This is a genomic window from Streptomyces sp. NPDC002328, assembly GCF_042890065.1.
Lineage (GTDB): Bacteria > Actinomycetota > Actinomycetes > Streptomycetales > Streptomycetaceae > Streptomyces.
In genome coordinates this window covers 94,021-119,024 of record NZ_JBIARQ010000019.1, presented here as the reverse complement: position 1 = coordinate 119,024, position 25,004 = coordinate 94,021, and the positions used below count along the sequence as shown (strand labels likewise).

Annotated in this window: 22 protein-coding genes and 1 pseudogene; 11 read left to right on the top strand and 12 right to left on the bottom strand. The window is 72.2% G+C overall.

The features are described from left to right. Positions 1-17: 17 nt before the first annotated feature. The 3 genes and pseudogenes from ACFYX4_RS33890 to ACFYX4_RS33880 all read right to left on the bottom strand — a co-directional run. Positions 18-277 (bottom strand): annotated as a pseudogene (locus ACFYX4_RS33890) (ATP-binding protein); the annotation flags it as partial. A gap of 18 nt (positions 278-295) precedes the next feature. Continuing rightward, entirely contained in the window at positions 296-964 is a 669-nt protein-coding gene (locus tag ACFYX4_RS33885) for a response regulator (RefSeq protein WP_389341578.1), read from the bottom strand. A 79-nt stretch (positions 965-1,043) separates the two neighbouring features. Then, entirely contained in the window at positions 1,044-2,249 is a 1,206-nt protein-coding gene (locus ACFYX4_RS33880) for a sensor histidine kinase (RefSeq protein ID WP_389341575.1), read from the bottom strand. A gap of 130 nt (positions 2,250-2,379) precedes the next feature. Between ACFYX4_RS33880 and ACFYX4_RS33875 the strand changes: the two genes are divergently transcribed. After that, positions 2,380-3,423 carry an SAM-dependent methyltransferase gene (locus ACFYX4_RS33875; RefSeq protein WP_389341718.1) on the top strand — a complete coding sequence of 348 codons (1,044 nt, stop codon included), beginning with the start codon at positions 2,380-2,382 and terminating at the stop codon, positions 3,421-3,423. 57 nt (positions 3,424-3,480) lie between these two features. On the opposite strand, the gene ACFYX4_RS33870 is transcribed toward ACFYX4_RS33875, so the two are convergent. After that, entirely contained in the window at positions 3,481-4,632 is a 1,152-nt protein-coding gene (locus ACFYX4_RS33870) for an NADH-quinone oxidoreductase subunit D (protein WP_389341572.1), read from the bottom strand. A 31-nt stretch (positions 4,633-4,663) separates the two neighbouring features. Here ACFYX4_RS33870 and ACFYX4_RS33865 point away from each other — a divergent pair, with 31 nt between their 5' ends. Both ACFYX4_RS33865 and ACFYX4_RS33860 read left to right on the top strand, forming a co-directional pair. Then, positions 4,664-5,197: a PH domain-containing protein gene (locus ACFYX4_RS33865; protein WP_389341569.1), complete on the top strand. Its 534-nt coding sequence runs from the start codon at positions 4,664-4,666 to the stop codon at positions 5,195-5,197. After that, on the top strand, positions 5,194-6,543 hold the full coding sequence (locus tag ACFYX4_RS33860; protein WP_389341566.1) for a PH domain-containing protein: 1,350 nt from the start codon (positions 5,194-5,196) through the stop codon (positions 6,541-6,543). Before ACFYX4_RS33865 ends, ACFYX4_RS33860 begins: the two co-directional genes overlap by 4 nt. 87 nt (positions 6,544-6,630) lie before the next feature. Here the strand turns inward: ACFYX4_RS33860 and ACFYX4_RS33855 are convergent, their stop codons facing one another. Together ACFYX4_RS33855 and ACFYX4_RS33850 are read right to left on the bottom strand one after the other, a co-directional pair. Beyond that, positions 6,631-8,175, bottom strand: a complete 1,545-nt coding sequence (locus ACFYX4_RS33855) for a hypothetical protein (protein WP_389341563.1) — start codon at positions 8,173-8,175, stop codon at positions 6,631-6,633. Positions 8,176-8,330: 155 nt separating this feature from the next. After that, positions 8,331-9,452, bottom strand: coding sequence for an alpha/beta hydrolase (locus ACFYX4_RS33850; RefSeq protein ID WP_389341560.1), 1,122 nt, complete (start codon positions 9,450-9,452; stop codon positions 8,331-8,333). A 231-nt stretch (positions 9,453-9,683) separates the two neighbouring features. Here ACFYX4_RS33850 and ACFYX4_RS33845 point away from each other — a divergent pair, with 231 nt between their 5' ends. The 6 genes from ACFYX4_RS33845 (at position 9,684) to ACFYX4_RS33820 (ending at position 14,830) form a co-directional block, all read left to right on the top strand. After that, complete coding sequence (locus ACFYX4_RS33845) at positions 9,684-11,507, top strand: phosphatidylglycerol lysyltransferase domain-containing protein (RefSeq protein ID WP_389341557.1); 1,824 nt, start codon at positions 9,684-9,686, stop codon at positions 11,505-11,507. A gap of 153 nt (positions 11,508-11,660) precedes the next feature. After that, positions 11,661-12,554, top strand: a complete 894-nt coding sequence (gene folP, locus ACFYX4_RS33840; RefSeq protein WP_389341554.1) for a dihydropteroate synthase — start codon at positions 11,661-11,663, stop codon at positions 12,552-12,554. Further along, the gene (locus tag ACFYX4_RS33835) at positions 12,551-13,054 is read left to right on the top strand and encodes a nuclear transport factor 2 family protein (protein ID WP_389341551.1); all 504 of its coding nucleotides are present in this window, start codon (positions 12,551-12,553) and stop codon (positions 13,052-13,054) included. The genes folP and ACFYX4_RS33835 overlap by 4 nt, the downstream gene beginning before the upstream one ends. A gap of 249 nt (positions 13,055-13,303) precedes the next feature. Beyond that, positions 13,304-13,663 (top strand): dihydroneopterin aldolase, encoded by a 360-nt coding sequence (gene folB, locus ACFYX4_RS33830; RefSeq protein ID WP_389341548.1) that lies wholly within the window; start codon positions 13,304-13,306, stop codon positions 13,661-13,663. Then, positions 13,660-14,271, top strand: a complete 612-nt coding sequence (gene folK, locus ACFYX4_RS33825) for a 2-amino-4-hydroxy-6-hydroxymethyldihydropteridine diphosphokinase (RefSeq protein ID WP_389341545.1) — start codon at positions 13,660-13,662, stop codon at positions 14,269-14,271. Before folB ends, folK begins: the two co-directional genes overlap by 4 nt. A 73-nt stretch (positions 14,272-14,344) precedes the next feature. Next, positions 14,345-14,830, top strand: coding sequence for a DUF3180 domain-containing protein (locus ACFYX4_RS33820; RefSeq protein WP_389341542.1), 486 nt, complete (start codon positions 14,345-14,347; stop codon positions 14,828-14,830). Positions 14,831-14,865: 35 nt separating this feature from the next. On the opposite strand, the gene folE is transcribed toward ACFYX4_RS33820, so the two are convergent. From folE to dacB, 6 genes are all read right to left on the bottom strand, one after another. Next, entirely contained in the window at positions 14,866-15,471 is a 606-nt protein-coding gene (folE, locus tag ACFYX4_RS33815) for a GTP cyclohydrolase I FolE (protein ID WP_389341539.1), read from the bottom strand. A gap of 122 nt (positions 15,472-15,593) precedes the next feature. Then, positions 15,594-17,633 (bottom strand): ATP-dependent zinc metalloprotease FtsH, encoded by a 2,040-nt coding sequence (ftsH, locus tag ACFYX4_RS33810; protein WP_389341536.1) that lies wholly within the window; start codon positions 17,631-17,633, stop codon positions 15,594-15,596. Between the two features lie 206 nt (positions 17,634-17,839). Next, on the bottom strand, positions 17,840-18,400 hold the full coding sequence (gene hpt, locus ACFYX4_RS33805; RefSeq protein ID WP_389341715.1) for a hypoxanthine phosphoribosyltransferase: 561 nt from the start codon (positions 18,398-18,400) through the stop codon (positions 17,840-17,842). Positions 18,401-18,459: 59 nt separating this feature from the next. After that, positions 18,460-19,518: a tRNA lysidine(34) synthetase TilS gene (tilS, locus tag ACFYX4_RS33800; protein WP_389341533.1), complete on the bottom strand. Its 1,059-nt coding sequence runs from the start codon at positions 19,516-19,518 to the stop codon at positions 18,460-18,462. A 172-nt stretch (positions 19,519-19,690) separates the two neighbouring features. Further along, positions 19,691-20,824: a zinc-dependent metalloprotease gene (locus ACFYX4_RS33795; RefSeq protein WP_389341530.1), complete on the bottom strand. Its 1,134-nt coding sequence runs from the start codon at positions 20,822-20,824 to the stop codon at positions 19,691-19,693. 100 nt (positions 20,825-20,924) lie between these two features. Further along, entirely contained in the window at positions 20,925-22,616 is a 1,692-nt protein-coding gene (dacB, locus tag ACFYX4_RS33790) for a D-alanyl-D-alanine carboxypeptidase/D-alanyl-D-alanine-endopeptidase (RefSeq protein ID WP_389341527.1), read from the bottom strand. Between the two features lie 79 nt (positions 22,617-22,695). Here dacB and ACFYX4_RS33785 point away from each other — a divergent pair, with 79 nt between their 5' ends. Then, positions 22,696-23,187: an inorganic diphosphatase gene (locus ACFYX4_RS33785; RefSeq protein WP_055637912.1), complete on the top strand. Its 492-nt coding sequence runs from the start codon at positions 22,696-22,698 to the stop codon at positions 23,185-23,187. A gap of 147 nt (positions 23,188-23,334) precedes the next feature. Continuing rightward, entirely contained in the window at positions 23,335-24,999 is a 1,665-nt protein-coding gene (locus tag ACFYX4_RS33780; RefSeq protein WP_389341524.1) for a threonine/serine exporter ThrE family protein, read from the top strand. Positions 25,000-25,004 lie beyond the last annotated feature (5 nt).

Sequence of the window (25,004 nt, the reverse complement as noted above, 5' to 3'; positions counted from 1 at the left end):
TCAGCCGCAGCGAACGCTCAGTCGAAGCGGATGTGCTTCAGCCCCACCCGCGCCTGCCGCAGCCGCGTCCGCAGCGCGCCCTCCTGGTTGGGGCGGAGTGTCAGCCGGGCCACTCCCGGCGCTGAACGGCGTTCTTGCCGGAGAGGATCCGCAGCAGCCGCCCGAAGCCGCGCTCGCGCAGTCGCCGCAGCACGGTCTCCCGCACGGCGAGGAGGGTGAAGTGCCGTACATCGTGGCCGAGTTCGCGCAGCCGGCCAACGGTCTCCGCGAAGCAGCCGACACCGGGACCCGGGGTTCAGCGCCCGCCCGCCCGTACGAGTCCCGTTTCGTAGGCGAGGACCACCACCTGGACGCGGTCTCGCAGCCCCAGCTTGGTCAGGATGCGGCCGACGTGGGTCTTGACGGTCGCCTCGGACAGCACCAGGCGGGCGGCGATCTCCCCGTTGGACAGGCCCTGGGCGACGAGGATCATGACCTCGCGTTCGCGCTCGGTGAGCCGCTCCAGCTCCTTGCGCTGGGGCTCCTTGCCGGCGCTGGGCAGCATCGGCGCGAACCGGTCGAGGAGGCGGCGGGTGGTGGAGGGGGCGACGACCGCGTCGCCGCTGTGCACGGAGCGGATGGCGGCGAGCAGCTCGCCGGGCGGCACGTCCTTGAGCATGAAGCCGGAGGCGCCCGCCTTCAGCCCGGAGAACGCGTACTCGTCGAGGTCGAAGGTGGTCAGGATCAGCACCTTCGGCGGCTCGGCCTCCGCGCAGATGCGCCGGGTGGCCTCCACGCCGTCCAGCTTCGGCATGCGCACGTCCATCAGCACCACGTCCACCGCGGTGGAACGCACCACCTGGAGGGCCTCGACGCCGTCGCCCGCCTCGGCCACGACCTCCATGTCCGGCTGGGCGGCGAGCACCATCCGGAACCCGGTGCGCAGCAGCACCTGGTCGTCGACGAGCATCACGCGGATCGTCATCGGGTCCTCTTCCGTGGTCTGAGCCGTGGCCGGGTCTGTCAAGGGTGTGACAGGTGTCAACAGGGGGCGTGCGTCGGCGTCAGTGCGCCGGTTTGAGCGGCAGCAGGGCGCTGATGCGGAATCCTCCGCCGGGACGCGGGCCCGCGTCCAGCGTGCCGCCGACCATGCCGATGCGTTCACGCATGCCGATCAGGCCGTGCCCCTGGCCGTCGGCGCCGCCCTCCTCGTACAGCTCGTGCGGGGCCCCCTTGCCGTCGTCCTCGACGAGCAGGCCGAGACCGTCGTCGAAGTAGACCAGGCGCACGCTCGCGCCCGCGTTGGGCCCGCCGTGCTTGCGCGTGTTGGTCAGCGCCTCCTGCACGATGCGGTACGCGGTGAGCTCGACGCCGCTGGGCAGCGGGCGCGCGGTGCCCTCGACCTTGAAGTCGACCGGCAGCCCGGAGCCGCGGCACTGCTCGACGAGGTCCTCGATCTGCTCGACGTCGGGCTGCGGCACGTACTCGCCGCTCTCCTGGTGCTCGCCGGTGCGCAGGACGCCCAGCAGGCGGCGCATCTCGGCGAGGGCCTGGCGGCCGGTCGAGGAGATCGTCTCCAGCGCCTTCTTCGCCTGGTCGGGGGCGGCGTCGAGGACGTACGCGGCGCCGTCGGCCTGCACCACCATCACCGACACGTTGTGCGCGACGACGTCGTGCAGCTCGCGCGCTATACGGGCGCGCTCGGCGGCGACCGCGACCTTCGCCTGCGCCTCGCGCTCCTTCTCCAGCCGGGCGGCCCGCTCCTCCAGCTGCGCGAAGTAGGCGCGGCGGGTGCGCATGGAGTCGCCGAGCACCCACGCGAGCGCGAAGGGCACCGTCTGGAGGACGACGATCGCGAAGTTGCCCGCGGCGCTGGTCTGCTCGTTCGGCCAGCGCACCTGCGCCAGGGTCGCGGCGCTCAGGCCCATCCCCAGGGCGAGCCAGGAGGACCAGCGCGCGCCCGTCGCGGCCACCGTGTAGACGATCACCAGCAGGGCGAAGTCCGCGGCCATCGTCGCGACATCCAGCACCAGCTGCGTCACGCCGAGGACGGCGGCCAGCAGGAGCATCCGCTCGGGCATGCGCCGACGCAGCGCCACCACAAGGCAGAGCAGGAAGGCGATCGGCACGTTGAGTGCCGGCGAGTCGGTTCCCCGGTAGGCGTCAGGGTCGGAGAAACCGGCCGCCACAGAGATCCCGAACAGGACGACGGCCCAGAAGCCGTCGACCCCGCTCGGGTGTCTGCGGAGGAAGTCATAGAGGCGCTGCACGTAACCCAGCGTAGGGAAGCGCGGTGCGTGCAGGGGTCAACCGGAGGGCCGATCCGGATCCCGCGCGCGTACTCCGCAAGGTGGAGGCCGTGATCACCTGTGCGCATAGTCTGACCGGGTGGCGGAACGGATGACGGGCTCCGGCGGGTGGCGCGGCTGGCGGGCGGCGACGCAGGCGGCCCTCTACGGGCCCGACGGCTTCTACCGTCGCCCCGAGGGCCCCGCGGGCCATTTCCGCACGTCGGTGCACGCCTCGCCGCTCTTCGCCGAGGCCGTGGCCCGGCTGCTGTGCCGGGTGGACGAGGCCCTGGGCCGGCCCGAGCGGCTCGACTTCGTCGACATGGCCGCCGGACGCGGCGAGTTGGTCACCGGGGTGCTCGCGGCGCTCCCCGCCGACGTGGCCGCCCGCACGCGTGCGTACGCCGTCGAGATAGCCGCCCACCCGACGGGCCTAGCCCACCGGATCGAGTGGCTGCCCGAGCCGCCGCCGCAGGTCACCGGACTGCTGTTCGCCAACGAGTGGCTGGACAACGTGCCCCTGGAGGTCGCCGAGGTCGACTCGGCGGGGGTCGCGCGCCGGGTGCTCGTCCGGGACGACGGGACCGAGCGGCTCGGGGAGCCGGTGTCCGGCGCCGAGGCGCGGTGGCTCGCGCGGTGGTGGCCGCCGGCCGGCGAGGAGGGGCTGCGGGCGGAGATCGGGCTGCCCCGGGACACCGCGTGGGCGTCCGCCGTCTCCCGTGTCGCCCGCGGGCTCGCGGTGGCCGTTGACTACGCGCACACGGCGGACGCGCGCCCGCCGTTCGGGACGCTCACGGGGTTCCGGGAGGGGCGGGAGACGACACCCGTGCCGGACGGGTCGTGCGACATCACGGCGCATGTCGCGCTGGACGCCTGCGCCGCGGCGGGCACGCCAGAGGCCCGGGGCACGGCGAGCGCGCCGGCGCATGCGCCCTCGGACGCGTGTCTGCTGCCGCAGCGGGACGCGCTGCGCGCCCTGGGCATCACCGGCGCACGCCCCCCGCTCGCACTGGCGTCCACGGATCCCGCCGCGTACGTCCGCGCCCTCGCGAGCGCCGGGGAAGCCGCCGAACTCACCGCGGCGGGCGGCCTCGGCGACTTCGGCTGGCTGCTCCAGCCGGTCGGAATTCCCCACCCGCTGGATCCGGCCCGCTGACCCGCTCGACCGCCGGCCCGCTGACCTGCTCGACCGGCGCGGCCGGCCCGCCGCCCGCTACTTGTCGATGTCCCCGACCACGAAGAACATCGACCCCAGGATCGCCACCATGTCCGCGACCAGCGTGCCCGGCAGCAGCTCGGTGAGCGCCTGGATGTTGTTGTACGAGGCCGACCGCAGCTTCAGCCGGTACGGGGTCTTCTCGCCCTTGCTGACGAGGTAGTAGCCGTTGATGCCGAGCGGGTTCTCGGTCCACGCGTACGTGTGCCCCTCGGGCGCCTTGAGGACCTTCGGGAGCCGCTGGTTGATAGGGCCCGGCGGCAGTTCGACGAGGCGGTCCAGGCAGGCGTCGGCGAGGTCGAGTGCGACGTGCGTCTGCTCCAGGAGGCACTCGAAGCGGGCCAGGCAGTCGCCCTCGGTCCGGGTCACCACCCTCAGCGTGTCCTGGAGCTCCCCGTACGCCAGGTAGGGCTCGTCGCGGCGCAGGTCGAAGTCGACGCCCGAGCCGCGCGCGATGGGCCCGCTCACGCCGTACGCGTGCACGGCCCGCGGGCTGAGGACGCCCACGTCGCGCGTGCGGCCCCGGAAGATCTCGTTGCCGAGGACGAGGTCGTCGAAGACGTCCATGCGCGAGCGGACGGCGGCGACGGCGGCACGCGCGCGGGAGGTCCAGCCGCTCGGCAGGTCCTCCTTGAGACCGCCCACCCGGTTGAACATGTAGTGCATGCGCCCGCCGGAGACCTCCTCCATCACGTTCTGGAGGACCTCGCGCTCCCTGAAGGCGTAGAAGACCGGGGTGATGCCGCCCAGCTCCAGCGGATACGAGCCGAGGAACATCAGGTGGTTGAGCGTCCGGTTCAGCTCGGCGAGGAGGGTGCGCGTCCACACCGCGCGCGGGGGCACCTCCATGCCGAGCATGCGCTCCACCGCGAGGACCACGCCCAGTTCGTTCGAGAAGGCCGACAGCCAGTCGTGGCGGTTGGCCAGCATCACGATCTGGCGGTAGTCGCGGGCCTCGAACAGCTTCTCCGCGCCGCGGTGCATATAGCCGATGACCGGCTCCGCGCGCGTGATGCGCTCGCCGTCCAGCACGAGCCGCAGCCGCAGCACACCGTGCGTGGAGGGGTGCTGGGGGCCGATGTTGAGCACCATGTCGGTGCTCTCCGCGGCGCCGCCGATCCCGACCGTGGTCTCCGTCGTGGGAGTCATGGACCCAGTCTCCCCTACGTACGCTGGCCGTATGGAGACGGGGAGCCCGGGGGGCACGGACACGGCGGGGGCCGGTACGGCCCGGACCGGGCCGACGGAGACCGGCACGGCGTGGATCGGGCTGCCGCCCGGACTGCTGCGGATGCGACGGCTGTTGCTGGTGGTGTGGCTGGGACTGGCGGCCGTGGGCCTGGGCGTGCTGCTCGGCCTGTTGGCCGGGCCCGCGTGGGCCGCGTTCGCGCTGCTGCCCACGGCGGGGATCGCCTGGGGCTGGGTCATGCTCGGCCGCAACTGGCGCTCCTGGCGCTACGCCGAACGCGCCGACGACCTGCTGATCAGCCGGGGCGTGCTGTGGCGCGAGGAGACGGTCGTGCCGTACGGGCGCATGCAGCTCGTCGAGGTGACCTCCGGCCCCGTCGAGCGGCACTTCGGGCTGGCCAGCGTCCAGCTGCACACCGCGGCCGCCGCGACCGACGCGACGATCCCGGGCCTGGACCCGGACGAGGCGGAACGGCTGCGCGACCGGCTCACCGAGCTCGGCGAGGCCCGATCGGCGGGGCTGTGACGACCCCGCGCGTCGAGGACGGCGTAACCGGCGCCCCGCCCGCGCGGGTCGTCGTCGAGCGCCGGCTGCATCCCGTGACGCCGTTCCGGCGGGCGTGGGCGCCCGTGGCGGTGGTCGCCGGCTGGGCGGTGCACGATCCGAACCAGGCCCAGCAGCAGCTGACGCGGCTCACCACGACGACCCTGCTGATCGCGCTCGCCGTCGTCGTCCCGGCAGCCGCCCTCTACGGCTTTCTGAGCTGGTGGTTCACCCACTTCTCGGTGACGGACAGCGAACTGCGCATACGGACCGGCCTGGTGTTCCGGCGCACCGCGCACATCCGGCTGGAACGCATCCAGGCGATCGACGTCACCCGGCCGCTGCTCGCGCGGATCGCCGGCGTCGCCAAGCTGCGGCTCGACGTCGTCGGCGCCGACAAGAAGGACGAACTCGCCTTCCTCGGCGAGGAAGAGGCCCGCGTGCTGCGGGCCGAACTCCTCGCGCGCGCGGCGGGCTTCGCACCGGAGACGGCGCACGAGGTCGGCGAAGCGCCGGCGCACGAGCTGCTGCGCGTACCGGCGCGCGGGCTGGCGATCGCGCTGCTGCTGACCGGCGCGACCTGGGGCACGCTGATCGCCGCGCTCGTCGTGCTCCCGGTGCTGTGGCTGGTCACGGAGAGCGTGTGGACGGTCCTCGCGACGGGTGTGCCGCTGCTCGGCGCGGCGGGCGCGAGCAGTGTGGGGCGCTTCGTCGCGGAGTTCGACTGGACCGTCGGCGAGTCGCCGGACGGGCTGCGGATCGACCACGGCCTGCTGGACCGCGCGCACGAGACGGTGCCGCCCGGGCGGGTGCAGACGGTCCGGATCGTCGAGCCGCTGCTGTGGCGTCGGCGCGGATGGGTGCGCGTGGAGCTGGACGTGGCCGGCTCGGCCAACTCCGTGCTCGTCCCGGTCGCCCCGCGCGAGGCCGCGGAGGCCGTCATCGCGCGCGTGCTGCCCGGCGTCGCCGTCCCCGCCGCGTCCGCCCTCGCGCGCCCGCCGCGCCGGGCCGGGCGGTGCTTCCCGCTCTGGTGGCGGGGCTACGGCATCGCCGTCGACGACACCGTCTTCGCCTCCCGGCACGGGCTGCTGCGCCGCAGCCTCGCGCTCGTCCCGCACGCCAAGGTGCAGAGCGTGCGGCTCACGCAAGGGCCCTGGCAGCGGCTGTGGCGCGTCGCCGACGTCCATGTGGACACGGGAGCCGACAAGACCGTCACAGCGCGCCTGCGGGACGCCCAGGAGGCCGCGGAACTGCTGCGCGGTCAGGCGGAACGGTCACGCACCGGGCGGCTGGACGCACGGCCCGACCGGTGGATGGCGCAGGCGTAGGAGTGGGAGTGGGCGCACGGCGAGGGCCCGCCCCGACGCCGGTCAGTAGTCGGCGTTCGGAGGGGCGGGCCCTGGCGGATCGGTCGTTCAGGAGACGGCGCTGCGCAGTCGGTGCAGGTCGATCTGCTCGGTCTCGTCGTGCGCGGTCAGGTCGATCACCTGGCCGACGCCGCGCGTCTCCTCGTCGGCGGGCTTGAACTCCGCCTCGGTCTCGGCCTTGTGCAGCGCGAGCGCCTCCTGACCGACGACGTCGGCGAGGTCCTCGTTCTGCACGGCCTCCAGGGCCTCGTCGGACGCCGACGCCTCCTTCGTGCCGAAGAAGTCGAACCCGCCCTCCGCCGTCGGCGGACGCACCGGTTGCGGCGTCGGCGCGACGGCCACGGCGGTCGGCACCGTGAAGTGCCCGGAGGGGTGCCGCACGGGAGCGGAGGCTCGGGGGGTTTCCGCGGCTTCCAGGGTGTCCGGGGCGTTCGAGGCATCCGCGGTGTGCGGGTCCTCCTCCGCCGGGGTCTCGTCCGGATCGGCGTCCAAGTGGGCGGCGGCCACGCGCGTGTGCTCGTCGACCGCCTCGGGCTTCCCCTTCGCCTCGTCCTCCTGCGCGGCCTCCTTGTCGCCGCCGGCCTCCGAGGAGGTGGCCGGCGCGGGCTGCACTTCGGCGGGCTCGGCCGGCTCGGCAGGCTTGAGGAACTCGACGGACTTGAGGGGCTTGACGACGCCGGAAGGCTTCCCGGGCTTCGCGGTATCCGCGAGCTTGACGGGCTTGACGGCCTCGGCGGGCTTCGCGTCCTCGGCGGCGGGCTTCGCGTCCTCGGCCGACTTGTCGGCGGCGGCTGCCTCGGCGGCCCCAGCGGACTCGGCACGCTTGTCGGCGTCGAAGCGAGCGAGCGCGGACAGCGCCCGCAGGAACAGCTTGGAGCCGTCGGGAGAGAAGACGGCGGGAGTCTCGGGCTCGTCCGACTCGGACTCGGACTCGGACTCGGCAGCCTGCGCGCCCTTCACGGCAGCGCCGGCCTCCGAAGCCTCAGCGCCCTCCGCACCGCCGGCGGCGGTCTCCACGTCCTCGGCGATCTCCTCGGCGTCGACAGCCCCCGCCCCGACGGCCTCGGTGCCGGTCGCGGTCTCGGTCCCCGCCTCGCCCTCCGCACCCCGCGCCGGCGGCAGCGCGTTCGCCGGGGGCGCGCTCTCTATCTCCAGCAGGCGGCGGCCCTCCAGGGCGCTCGCCCGCTCGGTCTCGGCGGTGGCGTAGCGGCGCAGCAGGGCCGCGTGCTCGTTGCGCAGGCCGGCGAGTTCGGCGCGCTTGGCGCGCAGCCGCTGCTCCAGCTTGATCCGCAGCTCACGCGATTCGTCGAGGTCGCTCTCCAGCTCGGCGACGCGTTCCTCGAAGCGCCACTCGTCGCCCGCACGCGCGCGCGTGAGGTCGGCGACCTGCTTGCCGGCATGGATGTCCCAGCGGCGCATGACGACCGCGCCGACGATCGCCGTCGCCGCGGCGGCGGCGGCCAGACCTCGGAGCACGTTCGGCTCCGTGAACACCCATGGCCCGAGGGCGCAGACAAGGGAGACGCCTGCGATCGCCGACGGGGGCAGCAGCCTGTGCAATGGCGGTGAATGGCGGTGTCGTCCACGTGGCATGGCCAGAAACTTACCGCGCGTAGACGATTGTTGGCGCCCCGCCCCGTAAAAACTCAGCCGTCCCGAAGTCTTCACAGGGCATCAGCAATCAGAGTCGTCGTCGAATTCGACAACAAACAAGATCATTTCCGCTCGGGGACCGACGTCGCCCGACGTCACCGGCTGCTCAGCCGCCCGCTGACCCACTGCAACGTCGCCGGGATCTCACGCCGCCAGGTGTTGAAGTTGTGCCCGCCGCTTTCGAGGATGATCGACGAGATCCTGGTCTTGTTCGTCGCCTTCACCTCTTCTATGAACTTCAGCGTGGGCTTGTAGTTGGATTCTCCAACCTTGCTGCTGGTGACGAGCAGCGAGGTGTCGGGCGCGGGCCGGTGCTTCAGGAACCAGCGCAGGTCGGCCTCGTTGCGCAGCTTCTTGTCACCGTGGAAGAGGTCGCCGGTCGTCGGGTCGGTCGGCGCCGTGTAGTACGGCGACAGGCCCGCGCCCGCCGCGAAGACCCCGGGGTGGTGCATCGCCAGCTTCAACGCGCAGTAACCGCCGGTGGAGTTGCCGATGACGCCCCAGCTCCCCGGCTTCTTGTTCACCCGGTAGTGCTCCGCCACCGCCGCCGGCAGATCCTTGGCGAAGAACGACTCGGTCTTCGGGCCGCCCGGGATGTCCACGCACTCCGTGTCCCGCGGCGGCGCCACCGTCGGCCGCAGCATCACCAGGATCGTCGGCTCCATACGGCCGTCCTTGGCGAGCTCCCGCGCGGTGCGCGGGTACTGCAACTTGTCGACGAGCGCCTTGGCCGTCCCGGGGTAGCCCGTGAGAATGACGACCGCCGGGAACGTACGCGTGCGCTGCTGCGGGTCGAAGTACTCCGGCGGCAGGTACACGTACGCGGGCGAGTCGATGCCCGTCGTCCGGCCGGCTATGGCGACCTGCTGGATCTGCCCGATGACGCGCGGGTGCCCCGCGCCCGCCAGGCGGGTCGTCTCGACGACTCTCAACGGCCCCGCCGGACGGCCGTCTTCCGCGTGGTCGACGACGACGCCCTGGTCCTTCTCCTGACCGAACAGGTCGGACCAGCTCGCGTAGAAGCCGAACGCCTGGTTGGCGGCGAGCCCGACCGCCGCGAAGAGCGCCAACTGCGTCGCGAACAGCAGGCCTACGCGCCCGCTGACGGCCCGCCAGCCGCGCCCGGCCAGGCGCGGCCACTGCCACACCGTGCCGGCGAACAGCAGTACGGCGGCGAGGACCGCCAACGACAGCGTTGTGTTGCTCGTGAGACCCATGAGGTGTTCCTGCCTGCGCTCTCCGCCCGGGGTTCCCGTGGCTCCGCTCCGTCGCGAAGGCTTGTCCCGGACTTTCCTTGACCTTTTCAGTGGCTTTGAGGAGGCGAGTGAACCTCTCTCCCCGAGACACCGTCCTAGAGGGCGCAATGTCGCCGGATGCCCGATCGGGCCCGGATCTCAATGTCTCTCGCGGAACTACGGGATGCGATGTCTGTCAGGGAAGATGGGGAAATGTCGGGCGGGGTTCCGCGCCGATCGAGCCGGGTGCGCCAGCTGATCCGGGGCCCTCGCCCCGAGTCCGTGCCCCGTCTCGTCGGCAGGGCGTGCGCCCTCGTGGGTCTGCTGGACGTCGCCGCAGGCGTCTTCCCGCGGTTCCGGCACAGCCGGATGCACACCATCGCCGAGGTGCTGCCGGGGGCGTTCGGCCCCTTCGCGGCGGCGCTGTCGCTGAGCGCCGGCGTCCTGCTGCTGCTCCTCGCGCACGGCCTCAAGCGCGGCAAGCGGCGCGCCTGGCGCGCGGCCGTCGTGCTCCTCCCGGCGGGCGCGGTCGCGCAGTTCACCTACCGGCACTCCGTCGTCGGCGTGTTGATCTCCCTGGCGCTGCTGATACCGCTGCTCGTCCACCGCGACCAGTTCGCCGCGCTGCCCGACCCGCGCAGCCGCTGGCGGGCGCTCGCCAACTTCTTCCTCATGGGCGCAGGTTCGCTCATGCTGGGCATGGTCATCGTCAGCGCCCACCCCGGGCGCCTGATCGGCGACCCCAGCCTGGCCGACCGCATCACCCACGTCCTGTACGGCCTGTTCGGATTCGAAGGCCCCGTCGCCTACCAGGGCAACACCTCCTGGACGGTCGCCTTCTCCCTCGGCGCCCTCGGCTGGATCACCGCGGTCACCACCGTCTACCTCGCCTTCCGGCCCGAACACCCCGCCGCCCGCCTCACCGAGGAGGACGAGGCCCGGCTGCGCACCCTGCTCGACCGGCACGGCGCCCGGGACTCCCTCGGCCACTTCGCCCTGCGCCGCGACAAGGCCGTCGTGTTCTCCCCCAGCGGCAAGGCGGCCGTGACCTACCGCGTCGTCTCCGGCGTGATGCTCGCCAGCGGCGACCCCATCGGCGACGTCGAGGCCTGGCCGGGCGCCATCGAGCGGTTCATGGACGAGGCCAAGGCCCACTCCTGGACCCCCGCCGTCATGGGCTGCTCCGAGACGGGCGGCGAGGTGTGGACCCGCGAGACCGGACTGGACGCCCTGGAGCTGGGCGACGAGGCGGTGGTGGACGTCGCGGATTTCTCGCTCACCGGCCGCGCGATGCGCAACGTGCGCCAGATGGTCAAGCGCATCGAGCGCGCCGGTTACGAAACCCGGGTCCGTCGTGTCCGTGACCTCGGCGACGCCGAACTGGAGCGCATCCGGTGCGCCGCCGAGGACTGGCGCGGCACCGACACCGAGCGCGGCTTCTCCATGGCCCTGGGCCGCGTGGGCGACCCCGCCGACGGGGACTGCCTCATCGCCACCGCCCACAAGGCCGACCCCGAGCCCGGCGAGTACGGCGACCTGAAGGCGATCCTGCACTTCGTGCCCTGGGGCACCGACGGCGCCTCCCTCGACCTGATGCGCCGCGACCGCTCGGCCGACCCGGGCATGAACGAACTGCTGATCGTCGCCGCCCTCCAGGCCGCCCCGAAGTTCGGCATCGCGCGCGTGTCCCTCAACTTCGCCATGTTCCGCTCCGCGCTGGCACGCGGCGAGAAGATCGGCGCGGGCCCCGTGCTGCGCGCCTGGCGCGGACTGCTGGTGTTCCTCTCGCGCTGGTTCCAGATCGAGTCGCTGTACAAGTTCAACGCCAAGTTCCAGCCGCGCTGGGAGCCCCGCTTCGTCGTCTACCGGGCCTCCGCCGACCTGCCCCGCATCGGCTTCGCCGCCATGCAGGCCGAGGGCTTCGTCAACCTCGCCCTCCCCCTGCCCCGCTTCCTGCGCCGCCGCACCACCGCCCCGCGCGCGTGCGCGCACGTCGTGCCGGACCGGGTGCGCGAGCGGGACATGCGGGCCGCCTGACCCGGCAGCCCCTCCCGCCATCGGCCCGGCCTGGAGGGCCAGAACAGCCGGGCTGACCGAGACCGGCCCGGGCGGACGCCCCACCCCTCAGCCCAGGGGCGTCCGCCCGGGCCTCACACCGTCCCCGAGCCCTCCTGGGCCTACGCTGAACGTATGAGCAAGCAGAGCGGACGCGGGCACGTCGACGGCCTTCCGGAGTGGGACCGCTGCGCGGTCATGGGCGTCGTCAACGTGACCCCCGACTCCTTCTCCGACGGCGGCCGCTTCTTCGACACGACGACCGCCGTCAAGCACGGCCTCCAGCTGGTCTCCGAGGGCGCGGACCTCGTCGACGTCGGCGGCGAGTCCACCCGCCCCCACGCGGCCCGCGTCGACGAGGCCGAGGAACTGCGCCGCGTCATCCCCGTCGTCCGCGGACTGGCCTCCGAAGGCGTCACCGTCTCCGTCGACACCATGCGCGCCTCCGTCGCCGCCCGCGCCCTCGCCGTCGGCGCCGCCCTCGTCAACGACGTCAGCGGCGGCCTCGCCGACCCCGAGATGATCCCGGTCGTCGCCGACGCCGGCGCCCCCTTCGTCGTCATGCACTGGCGCGGCTTCCTGGAAGGCGGCAACGTCAGGGGCGACTACGACGACGTCGTCCGCGAAGTCGTCGACGAACTCCACGCGCGCGTGGACGCCGTCGTCGCCGGCGGCGTCCACCCCGACCGCGTCGTCCTCGACCCCGGCCTCGGCTTCTCCAAGGAGGCCGACCACGACCTCTCCCTGCTGGCCCGCCTCGACCGACTGCACGTCCTCGGCCGCCCCCTGCTCGTCGCCGCCTCCCGCAAGCGGTTCCTCGGCCGCGTGCTGGCCGGCCCGCAGGGCGCGCCGCCCCCCGCGCGCGAGCGCGACGCCGCCACCGCCGCCGTCTCCGCCCTCGCCGCGCACGCGGGCGCGTGGGCGGTCCGCGTCCACGAGGTGCGGGCGACGGCGGACGCCGTACGGGTCGCGCGCGCCGTCGAGGGAGCACGGACGGACACGCCGAACGGCGCAGAGGGAAACCGGTGAGCGCCCCGCACACCGACGTCGAGCAGGTCGAGGCCGCCAACACCGCTTTCTACGAGGCGCTGGAGCAGGGCGACTTCGAGACGGTGTCCTCGTTCTGGCTCACCCCGTCCGACCTGGGCGTCGACGAGGAGTACCACGACCCGGCGGACACCGGCGTGATCTCCTGCGTGCACCCTGGCTGGCCCGTGCTCACCGGCCGCGGCGAGGTGCTCCGGTCGTACGCGCTGATCATGGCGAACACCGACTACATCCAGTTCTTCCTCACCGACGTGCACGTGTCCGTGACCGGCGACACCGCCCTGGTGACCTGCACCGAGAACATCCTCAGCGGCGGCCCCGCGCCGGAGGCCGGGGAGGAGCTCGGCCCCCTCGTGGGCCAACTGGTCGTCGCCACGAACGTGTTCCGCCGCACCTCCGAGGGCTGGAAGCTGTGGTCGCACCACGCCTCCCCGGTCCTGGCCGAAACCGACGAGGACGAGGACGAGGAGACCCCCACCTGAGTGGGTAGGCGGGCCCACGGGGACCAAGAAGTGGTTGGAATCACGAACCCGCGGGTAAGGGCGGCTATCAGCCCGCGAGCCACCGGGTTCCCCAGGGGAAACGCACGGTGAACCTCTGGCGTCCGGGCCGGCGCCACAGGTCCCCGTGGCCCGGCCCTGACAGTGCTCGCAGGTAGATTCGACCGAGGCCGGTGTGCCGCCCGCACACGGACGGACCGGCCGTCACCGACGATTGCAGGAGTGATTCGCGTGGATCGTGTCGCGCTGCGCGGCCTGAAGGCCCGCGGGTACCACGGCGTGTTCCCCAGGGAACGCGAGGAGGGCCAGACCTTCATTGTGGACATCGCCCTCGGCCTGGACACCCGTCCGGCCGCGGCCGACGACGACCTGGCGAAGACCGTGCACTACGGCATCGTGGCGGAGGAGGTCGTCGCCATCGTCGAGGGCGACCCCGTCGACCTCGTCGAGACGCTCGCCGAGCGCATCGCCCAGGCCTGTCTGAAGCACGAAGGAGTCCAGGAGGTCGAGGTCTGCGTCCACAAGCCGGACGCGCCGATCACGGTCCCCTTCGACGACGTGACCGTCACCATCACCCGGAGCCGAGTATGACCGCATCTTTCACCGAAGGTCACAGCGACCCGACCGTACAGCCGGTGCCCGCCTCCGTCGTCGAGAGGGTCGACGCCGCCGACACCACGCTCCACAACCCGAAACGGGCCGTCGTCGCCATCGGCTCCAACCTGGGCAACCGCCTGGAGACCCTCCAGGGCGCCATCGACGCCCTGGAGGACACCCCGGGCGTGCGCGTGAAGGCCGTCTCCCCCGTGTACGAGACGGAGCCGTGGGGCGTCGAGCCCGGCAGCCAGCCCTCCTACTTCAACGCGGTCGTCGTCCTGAAGACGACCCTCCCGCCGTCCTCCCTGCTGGAGCGGGCGCACGCGGTCGAGGAGGCGTTCCACCGCGTGCGCGACGAGCGCTGGGGCGCGCGCACGCTGGACGTCGACATCGTCGCGTACGCCGACGTCGTCTCCGACGACCCGCACCTGACGCTCCCGCACCCGCGCGCCCACGAACGCGCCTTCGTCCTCGCGCCGTGGCACGACGTGGACCCCGAGGCCCTGGTGCCCGGCCGGGGCGCGGTCGCCGAGCTGCTCGACGTCGTCACACGTGACGGCGTGGAAGCCCGCAAGGACCTGGAACTCAGGCTGCCCGAATAGTCGTTAAGGTCAACGACACGACCACAGTCGCATCACCACAGCCCGTGGGATCCGGGGGAACCGAAGGGACATCGTGACAGAGCTGCGCATCAGGACGCTGGCGGGCGTCTTCGTCGTCGCCGGTGTCCTGTCCTGGGCGGGCGCCCGCCTCTGGAACTCGATCGGGACGCTCCCCAGCGTCCCGCTGGCCGCGCCCATCGTCCTCGCCGTGATCGCCGCGGTCCTGCTGGCCACGGCGCTCTCCCTGCGCGCCCGCCTCAAGGCCCAGCGCGAGCGCCGTCCCGAGGCCAAGGGCGTCGACCCCCTCATGGCGGCGCGCGCGGTCGTCTTCGGCCACGCCAGCGCCCTGGTCGCCGCCCTCGTCGCCGGCATGTACGGCGGCACGGGCGTCTTCCTCCTGGAGTCCCTGGAGATCCCCGCCCGCCGCGACCAGGCCCTCTACGCCGCCTTCTCGGTCCTGGCCGGCCTCGCCGTCATAACGGCGGCCGTCTTCCTGGAACGCGTCTGCAAACTCCCGGAGGACGACGACAACAACACGGGAGCCACGTCGACGGCGTGAGCCGGCGCTGAGTCCGGCGGCCGGGGCCGCGGGGCTCAGCGCGCCATGATCAGGCTCATCGCCTCGTTGCGCGTGGCCGCGTCCCGCAACTGCCCGCGAACCGCCGAGGTGAGGGTCTTCGCGCCCGGCTTGCGGATGCCCCGCATCGACATGCACATGTGCTCGCACTCCACGACGACGATCACACCGCGCGGCTCCAGGATGTCCATCAGGGAGTCCGCTATCTGCGTGGTGAGCCGTTCCTGCACCTGCGGACGCCGGGCGTAGACGTCCACGAGACGGGCCAGCTTCGACAGCCCGGTGATCTTGCCGGTGGTGGCCGGGATGTACCCGACGTGAGCGACGCCCCTGAACGGCACCAGATGATGCTCACAGGTGCTGTAGACCTCGATGTCCTTCACGAGGACCATCTCGTCGTGCCCCAGGTCGAACGTGGTCGTCAGCACGTCCTCCGGCTGCTGCCACAACCCCGCGAAGATCTCCTTGTACGCCCGCGCCACCCGTCCCGGCGTCTCGCGCAGGCCCTCTCGGTCCGGGTCCTCGCCGACCGCGATCAGGAGTTCTCGTACGGCGTTCTCGGCTCGCTTCTCGTCGAACTCGCCGATCGGGCCCTCGCCGGCCAGGGTCACGGGGTCGGTCATGTGGGTGTCTCGTTCCTGTGCGGATCGCGCGTGGGTCACGCGCCTGAACTGCGGGCATACGGAAACGCCGCGCCCCCCAGGCTAGAACCATGGGGGGCGCGGCATCCATTCCGGGCGCAGCGTCAGTTTTCGGGACGCTCCTCGGGGGCCGGCTCGGCCACCGGGGCCGGCTCCGCCGCGGTGGACTTCGCGGTGGTGATCGCGGGCGTCGCGCCGTTCGCGCCGTTGGTCAGTGCGAGCTCCTTGGGGGAGAGCACCGGCGGGCGGGTGGACGGCGTGCGCCGCGAGGAGCCGGTCCAGGCGGGCCGCGGCGGGCGCTTGACGATGGGGGCGAAGATCTCGGCGATCTCCTCCTTGCCCAGCGTCTCGCGCTCCAGCAGCTGGAGCACCAGGTTGTCGAGGACGTCGCGGTTCTCGACCAGGATCTCCCAGGCCTCGTTGTGCGCGTTCTCGATGAGCTTCTTGACTTCCTCGTCCACCAGCGCGGCGACCTCTTCCGAGTAGTCGCGCTGGTGAGCCATCTCACGGCCGAGGAAGGGCTCGGTGTTGTCGCCGCCGAACTTGATGGCGCCGAGCCGCTCGGTCATGCCGTACTGCGTGACCATCGCGCGGGCCGTGGTGGTGGCCTTCTCGATGTCGTTCGCGGCGCCCGTGGTCGGGTCGTGGAAGACCAGTTCCTCGGCCGCCCGGCCGCCCAGCATGTAGGCGAGCTGGTCGAGCATCTCGTTGCGGGTGGTCGAGTACTTGTCCTCGTCCGGGAGCACCATCGTGTAGCCGAGGGCACGCCCGCGGGACAGGATGGTGATCTTGTGGACCGGGTCGGAGTTCGGGGAGGCCGCCGCGACCAGGGCGTGTCCGCCCTCGTGGTACGCGGTGATCTTCTTCTCCTTGTCCGACATGATCCGGGTCCGCTTCTGCGGGCCCGCCACGACGCGGTCGATGGCCTCGTCCAGCATCTGGTTGTCGATGAGCTTCTTGTCGCTGCGCGCGGTGAGGAGCGCGGCTTCGTTCAGCACGTTCGACAGGTCGGCGCCGGTGAAGCCGGGGGTGCGGCGGGCGACGGCCGACAGGTCGACGTCGGGCGCGACCGGCTTGCCCTTCTGGTGGACCTTGAGGATCTCCAGACGGCCCTGCATGTCCGGGCGGTCGACCGCGATCTGGCGGTCGAAGCGGCCGGGGCGCAGGAGGGCCGGGTCGAGGATGTCGGGCCGGTTCGTGGCGGCGATGAGGATCACGCCGCCCTTGACGTCGAAGCCGTCCATCTCGACGAGCAGCTGGTTCAGCGTCTGCTCGCGCTCGTCGTGACCGCCGCCGAGGCCGGCGCCGCGGTGGCGGCCGACCGCGTCGATCTCGTCGACGAAGACGATCGCCGGGGCGTTCGCCTTGGCCTGCTCGAAGAGGTCGCGGACGCGGGAGGCGCCGACGCCGACGAACATCTCGACGAAGTCGGAACCGGAGATCGAGTAGAAGGGGACGCCCGCCTCGCCGGCGACGGCGCGCGCGAGCAGGGTCTTGCCGGTTCCGGGAGGCCCGTAGAGCAGCACGCCCTTGGGGATCTTGGCGCCGACGGCCTGGAACTTCGCCGGTTCCTGGAGGAATTCCTTGATCTCGTGGAGTTCCTCGACGGCCTCGTCCGAGCCGGCGACGTCCGAGAACGTCGTCTTCGGGGTGTCCTTGGTGATGAGCTTCGCCTTGGACTTCCCGAAGTTCATGACCCGGGAGCCGCCGCCCTGCATCTGATTCATCAGGAACAGGAAGACGACCACGATGAGGACGAAGGGGAGCAGCGAGAGCAGGATGCCCACGATCGGGTTCTGCTTGGACGGCGACACGGTGTAGCCGTCGCTGATCTGCTTGTCCTGGTACTTGGTCTGCAGGGTGTTGGCGATGGTCACGCCCTGGTCGCCGATGTAGCTCGCCTGGACCTTCGAGCTGCCCTCGACCTTTTCGCCGTCCTTGAGCGTGATCTTGATGATCTGCTCGTCACCGGTGGTGAGCTTGGCCGACTCGACCTTGTTGTCGTTGATCGCTGCTACGACTTGGCCGGTGTCCACCGTCTTGTAGCCGCCGGACGAGCCGACGACCTGCATCAACACGACCACGGCAAGGACGGCCAGCACGATCCACATGACCGGCCCACGGAAGTATCGCTTCACGTCCATCCATACGGAGCGGTGCCGCCCCGTCCCTCCTGCCATAGTGAGTTTGATAAGACAGTTCTTCTGACGGTACCCCAGCATTGTCGCCCGAAGCCGCACTGGAGAGCTGGCGCTCCCGTCTGCAAGCTCCAACGGTGCGAAACCCGCTGGGGTTCCCGATCGTCTTAGAGGGCTTGGGCCGTCTGGTCATCGGGCCCCGCCCGCACGGCTCAACCGCCGTAGACGTGGGGCGCGAGCGTACCGACGAACGGGAGGTTGCGGTACTTCTCGGCGTAGTCGAGGCCGTAGCCCACGACGAACTCGTTGGGGATGTCGAAGCCGACCCATTCGACGTCGATGGCGACCTTCGCGGCCTCGGGCTTGCGCAGCAGCGTGCACACCTTGAGGGTGGCGGGCTCGCGGGAGCCGAGGTTGGAGAGCAGCCAGGACAGCGTCAGGCCGGAGTCGATGATGTCCTCGACGATCAGGACGTGCTTGCCCTTGATGTCGGTGTCGAGGTCCTTGAGGATCCGCACGACGCCGGAGGACTGGGTGCCCGCGCCGTAGGAGGACACGGCCATCCAGTCCATGGTGACGGGGGTGGACAGCGCCCGCGCGAGGTCGGCCATGACCATCACCGCGCCCTTGAGGACGCCGACGATGAGCAGGTCCTTGCCCGCGTACTCCGCGTCGATCTTCGCCGCCAGCTCGGCCAGCTTGGCGTCGATCTCTTCCTTGGTGATGAGCACCTGCTTGAGGTCGGCACCCATGTCTTTCGCGTCCACCCGCATCACTTTCGGTCGTCCCACCGGCCGGCCGCCCCTCCGCGCAGAGCCGGAGGGGTCCGGATTCAGCCTTGCCGAATCACCAGTCTGCCACCCTGGCGCTGGGCCACGACCCGGCCGGGGAGATTGATGGCGCCCTGTCCGCGCCAGCCGGTGATCAGCCGGTCGATCTCCTCGATGTGCCGGGCGAAGAGCGAGCCGGCCGGCGCGCCCGCGTCGATGGCGGCGCGGCGCAGGACGCGGCGTCGTACGGCGGGCGGCAGGGCGTAGAGCTTGGCGCACTCCAGGAGGCCCGTGGCGTCCCGTACGGCGGTCTCGGCCTGGCCGGCCCAGGCGTCGAGGGCGTCGGCGTCGTCGCGGGAGAGCTGGGCCGTCCGGGCGAGCGCTTCGACGACGCCCTTGCCGAGGGCCTTCTCCAGGGCGGGCAGGCCTTCGTGGCGCAGCCGGGAGCGGGTGTAGGCCGGGTCGGCGTTGTGGGGGTCGTCCCAGACCGGCAGGGACTGGGCCATGCAGGCCTTGCGGGCGGTCTGCCGGTCGAGGGCGAGGAAGGGGCGCCGGTAACGGCCGCCGGCCCCCGAGACCGCGGCCATCCCGGACAGGGAGCGGATGCCGGAGCCGCGGGCGAGGCCGAGGAGGACGGTCTCCGCCTGGTCGTCGCGGGTGTGGCCGAGGAGGACCGCGGTGGCGCCGTGGCGTTCGGCGACGGCGTCCAGGGCGGCGTAGCGGGCGTCGCGGGCGGCGGCTTCGGGGCCGCCCTGGCGGCCGACGGTGACGGCCATGGACTCCACGGGGTCGAGGCCGAGTTCGCGCAGGCGCTGGACGACTTCGTCGGCGCGCTGGTCGGAGCCGGTCTGGAGGCCGTGGTCGACGGTGACGCCGCCGGCGCGGATGCCGAGCTTGGGGGCTTCGAAGGCGAGGGCGGAGGCGAGCGCCATGGAGTCGGCGCCGCCGGAGCACGCCACGAGCACGAGCGGCGGGGGCGGGCGCTCGTGCGAGGGGACGCCGGGGACGCCGGGGGTGGCGGTGGCCGCCGGGACGTCGGGGGCGGTGTGTTCGTTGAGGAGGTCGTGGAGGACGCGGCGGACCGCCAGGCGTATCGCCGCGACCGCAGGATGGGGACCCATGTCCGGTTCCCTTCAATGAAGTTGTCGGGGGTGAGCCCGAGGTCGGTCACGCAGAGTGTGTAGATGGTGACAGAACCGGGCCGCTCCCCGAGCATTGCACGCCTGCGCGAGGCTCACGGTCCCTCGGACGGGTGATTGGAGGGGCGTTCGCCTGCCGTCCGGCGATTTCGGGTCACGCCGGGTCGGCTTTGCGGTGCACCCGTGCGACCCAGTCCGCCGGTTTGGCGATCTCGGCCTTGGTCGGGAGCGTGTTGGGGGAGGTCCACACGCGGTTGAAGCCGTCCATGCCGACCTGGTCGACGACGGCGCTGACGAAGCGTTCGCCGTCCTTGTACTGGCGGAGTTTGGCGTCCAGGCCGAGCAGCTTGCGCAGGGCCACGTCCAGGCGGGAGGCGCCCTTGGCGCGGCGCTGCTGGAACTTCTCGCGGATCTCGGCGACGGTCGGCACGACGTCGGGGCCGACGCCGTCCATGACGAAGTCGGCGTGGCCCTCCAGGAGGGACATCACGGCGGTGAGGCGGGCGAGGATCTCCCGCTGGGCGGGGCTCTGGACGAGTTCGACGAGGGAGTGGCCGCCGTCGTCCTCCTCGCCCTCGGGCCGGCCGCCGGCGAGGGACTGGGCGGCCTCGCGAATGCGTTCGAGGAAGGTCATGGGGTCGACGTCGGTCTCGGCGAGGAACGACTGGATCTCGCCCTCGAGGTGGTCGCGCAGCCAGGGCACCGAGGAGAACTGGGTGCGGTGGGTCTCCTCGTGGAGGCACACCCAGAGGCGGAAGTCGTGGGGGTCGACGTCGAGTTCGCGTTCGACGTGCACGATGTTCGGCGCGACGAGGAGGAGCCGGCCGGAGCCGTCGCCGCCGGCGGGGAGGTCGCGGGCGGCGGGCGCGAAGGTCTCGTACTGGCCGAGGACGCGGGAGGCCAGGAACGACAGGAGCATGCCGAGTTCGACGCCGGTGACCTTGCCGCCGACGGCGCTGAGGACTGCGCCGCCGGTGCTGCCGCCGCGGCGTTCCTGCATCTTGTCGAGGAGGGGCTTGAGGATCTCGCGGAAGCCGGCGACGTTCGCCCGGACCCAGCCGGGGCGGTCGACGACGAGGACGGGGGTGTCGTGGGTCTCCTCGGTGCCCAGCCGGGTGAAGCCGCGGACGTGTCCCTCCGAGGCCTTGGCGTGCCGGCGCAGCTCGGCGACCACGGCGCGGGCCTCGTCCCGGCTCACGTCGGGGCCCGGCCGCACGAGCCGGGTCGCGGTCGCGACCGCGAGATTCCAGTCGACCATCCCGGAAGAGGCACCACCGAAGCTCGTCATGTGTCAACCGTACGTGAGGGGTACGGCTTGGGGCAGAGCGCGGAAGACCGCACGGCGGACGGCGTCCCCCGCGACGCGCGGCGCGGGGCGGGGCGACTGCTCAGGTGCAGCCGCAGGTCGTCAGGGCCGTGGCTGTGCGGTCCAGGGCCGTCTGGGCGGCTGTGGGGTCCGTGGTGTCCGAGGTGAGGACGGCGAAGGCGAGGAGGCGGCCGTTGCGGTCGACGGCGGTGCCGGCGAGGGTGTTGACACCGGTGAGGGTGCCGGTCTTGGCGCGGACGATGCCGGCCGCGCCGTCGGTGTAGCGGGTGCTGAGGGTGCCGGTGAAGCCGGCGACGGGCAGGCCGGTGAGGGCGGGGCGCAGGTCGGGGCGGTCGGGGTCGCCGGCCTTGGCGAGGAGGGCGGTCAGCAGGTTCGCGGTGAGGCGGTTCTCGCGGTTCAGGCCGCTGCCGTCCTTGAACACGGCTCCGGCCAGGGGCAGTCCGAGCTCGGCGAGCTGGGCGTGGACGGCCTTGCCGGCGCCGGCGAAGTCGGGGCGGGCGCCGGTCGCGACGGCGGTCTGGCGGGCGAGGGCCTCGGCGATGTCGTTGTCGCTGTTGGTCAGCATGCGTTCGACGAGGGCGGCGAGGGGCGGCGAGGAGACCGAGGCGAGGGTGACCGCGCGCTTCGTCGCCTTGGAGGGGCCGGGGGCGGTGGTGCCGACGCCGTGGGCGCGCAGGAGTTCGGCGAACGTGCGGGTGGCTTCGGCCGCGGGGTCGGGGACGCGGGCCGCAGGGCCGCTCGTGGAGCCGTCGGTGCGGCCCTCGTCGACGGTGAGGGCGGTGACACGGGCGAGGTTGGGGTTGACCCCGATGGGGTGAACTTCGGACCCGGCGTACAGGGTGGTGTCGTAGGAGAGCGTCGCGCGGGTGATGCCACGTTTCTTCAACGCGGCGGCGGTCGCGTCGGCGAGGGTGCGCAGGTCGGCCCAGCCCTCGGCGGTGCGGCGGCCGGTGAGGGTGGGGTCGCCGCCGCCGACTAGGACGACCTCGCCGGTGCCGGGTTCCAGGGCGACGCGGGTGGTGAGGCGGTGGTCGGCGCCCATCGCGGAGAGCGCGGCGACCGCGGTGGCGATCTTCGTGGTGGAGGCCGGGGTGAACGCCCGGTCGGCGCCGACGCCGTACAGGCGCTTGCCGGTGGCCACGTCGACGACGGCGGCGGCGCGGCCGGCGCCGAGGGCAGGGTCGGCGAGGAGGGGGTCCAGGACGCGGGCGAGGGCGGTGGAGCTCGGGGCGGACTTCACTGGGGTCTTGCCGCCGCCGAGGCCGGTGAGGACGGACGCGGCGCTGGGGGCCGGCCGCGGGGCGCCGGCCGCGGTGTCGGACGCACCGGAGCGACCGGACCCGCCGGAGCCACCGGACCCGCCGGACCCGGGGGACGTATCGTCCGAACGACCGTGATCTGCGCCACCCGTCCGGTCCAGTGCGACTGCCCGGTCCCGCTCGGCCGTACGCTGACCGGTGGAGTCCCAGGGGCCGGCGGCCGTCACCACGCCGACGGCCAGCGCCAGTCCGGCGGTCGCCGCGCCCGCGGTGTACTGAAGGGTCCGGCCGGCCTTCGGCCTCGTGATCCGCGCGAGCTGCGGTTTCGCCGCCTGCGTGAGCCGTACGACCTGCGGCTTCGCGGCTGCCGCCGCGCGCGCGAGACGGGGCCGTACGACCTCTGCGGCCCGTGCCAGACGCGGTCGAACGGCGTCCACGGCCCGCACCACGTGCGGTCTCGCGGCGCGCCAAGGCCTCAGCTCGGGCACGATCACCAGCCCCTTTCGCGATCACACACCTGCGTGAGGGACACTTAACCACCAGAACTATGTGCTGATCATGGAGGAGCCACCGGTGGAGTTCGACGTCACGATCGAGATCCCGAAGGGTTCGCGGAACAAGTACGAGGTGGACCACGAGACCGGTCGGATCCGCCTGGACCGTCGACTCTTCACCTCGACCGCCTACCCGACCGACTACGGATTCGTCGAGAACACGCTCGGCGAGGACGGCGACCCGCTGGACGCGCTGGTCATCCTGGACGAGCCGACCTTCCCGGGCTGCCTCATCCGCTGCCGCGCGATCGGCATGTTCCGGATGACGGACGAGGCCGGCGGCGACGACAAGCTGCTGTGCGTCCCGGCGACCGACCCGCGTGTGGAGCACCTGCGTGACATCCACCACGTCTCGGAGTTCGACCGCCTGGAGATCCAGCACTTCTTCGAGGTCTACAAGGACCTGGAGCCCGGCAAGTCCGTCGAGGGCGCCGACTGGGTCGGCCGTACGGACGCCGAGGCGGAGATCGAGCGGTCCTACAAGCGCTTCAAGGACCAGGGCGGTCACTGACCTCTCGTAACGCAGGGGCCGCACGCGTGCGCGTGCGGCCCTTTCGTATGCCCGGGTCGCGCGCCCGATCGCGTTCTGAAGGCATACGTGTGGCGCGTCCGCGCATACTGAGGCGTACGGAATGTGTCGTTCAGGGAGCGTTGCTCAGTGACGGAGGCGGAGGACCGCAAGCCGCAGTCGGACGAGTCGAGGAGCGCGTTCGACTCCGAGATCACCTCGGAGTTCGCGATCCCGCGGGGGCTGGCGGTGTCGCGGGTCGGGGGCGAGTCGGAGACCACGTCGGAGTTCGCGGTTCCGCGGGGGATGGACGTCCCGCAGACGGTCTCGGGCGAGCCCGAGGGGTCGGCGTTCAGCCGGCCGAGAACGTACAGCGCGCGGCACGCCCCGGCCGCGTTCACGCCCGCCGAGGGCTTCCCCGTGGTCAGTCTGACCAAGGACGTGCCCTGGCAGGACCGGATGCGCACGATGCTGCGCATGCCGGTGGCCGAGCGGCCCGCGCCGGAACGGGTGCCGAAGGCCGAGGAGGACGAGGGCCCGGCCGTCCCGCGCGTGCTCGACCTGACGCTGCGTATCGGGGAGCTGCTGCTGGCGGGCGGCGAGGGCGCCGAGGACGTGGAGGCCGCGATGTTCGCGGTCTGCCGCTCCTACGGGCTCGACCGCTGCGAGCCGAACGTCACCTTCACGCTGCTGTCGATCTCCTACCAGCCGTCGCTGGTGGAGGACCCGGTGACGGCCTCGCGGACCGTGCGGCGCCGCGGCACCGACTACACGCGGCTGGCGGCCGTCTTCCAGCTCGTCGACGACCTCAGCGACCCGGAGACGCACATCTCGCTGGAGGACGCCTACCGGCGCCTGGCGGAGATACGGCGCAACCGGCACCCCTACCCGACCTGGGTGCTGACCTCGGCGAGCGGGCTGCTCGCGGGCGCGGCCTCGGTGCTGGTCGGCGGCGATCTGATCGTGTTCCTGGCGGCGGCGGTCGGCGCGATGCTCGGCGACCGGCTGGCCTGGCTGTGCGCGGGGCGTGGGCTGCCGGAGTTCTACCAGTTCCTGGTGGCCGCGATGCCGCCCGCCGCGATCGGCGTCGCGCTGACGCTGACGCACGTCGACGTGAAGGCGTCCGCGGTGATCACCGGTGGGCTGTTCGCGCTGCTGCCCGGACGGGCGCTGGTGGCGGGCGTGCAGGACGGTCTGACCGGCTTCTACATCACCGCCGCCGCGCGTCTGCTGGAGGTCATGTACTTCTTCGTCGGCATCGTCGTCGGCGTGCTGGTGATGCTGTACGTGGGCGTGCAGCTCGGCGCGCATCTCAACCCCGACGCGGCCCTGGGCATCAGCGAGCGGCCGCTGTGGTCGATCGGCGCGTCGATGCTGCTGTCGCTGACCTTCGCGGTGCTGCTCCAGCAGGAGCGGGCCACCGTGCTGGCCGTGACGCTGAACGGGGGCGTCGCCTGGTCGGTGTTCGGCGCGATGCACTACGCCGGCGACATCTCCCCCGTCGCGTCCACGGCGGTCGCGGCGGGGGTGGTGGGGCTCTTCGGGCAGCTGCTGGCGCGCTACCGGTTCGCTTCGGCGCTGCCGTACACGACGGCGGCGATCGGACCGCTGCTGCCCGGTTCGGCCACCTACTTCGGACTGCTGGCGTTCGCTCAGAACGAGGCGGACGCGGGGCTGGTGTCGCTGACGAAGGCCGCGGCGCTGGCGATGGCCATCGCCATCGGGGTGAACCTCGGTTCGGAGATCTCGCGGTTGTTCCTGCGGATCGGGTCGGCGGAGAAGCGGCGGGCCGCCAAGCGGACGCGGGGTTTTTGAGCGGG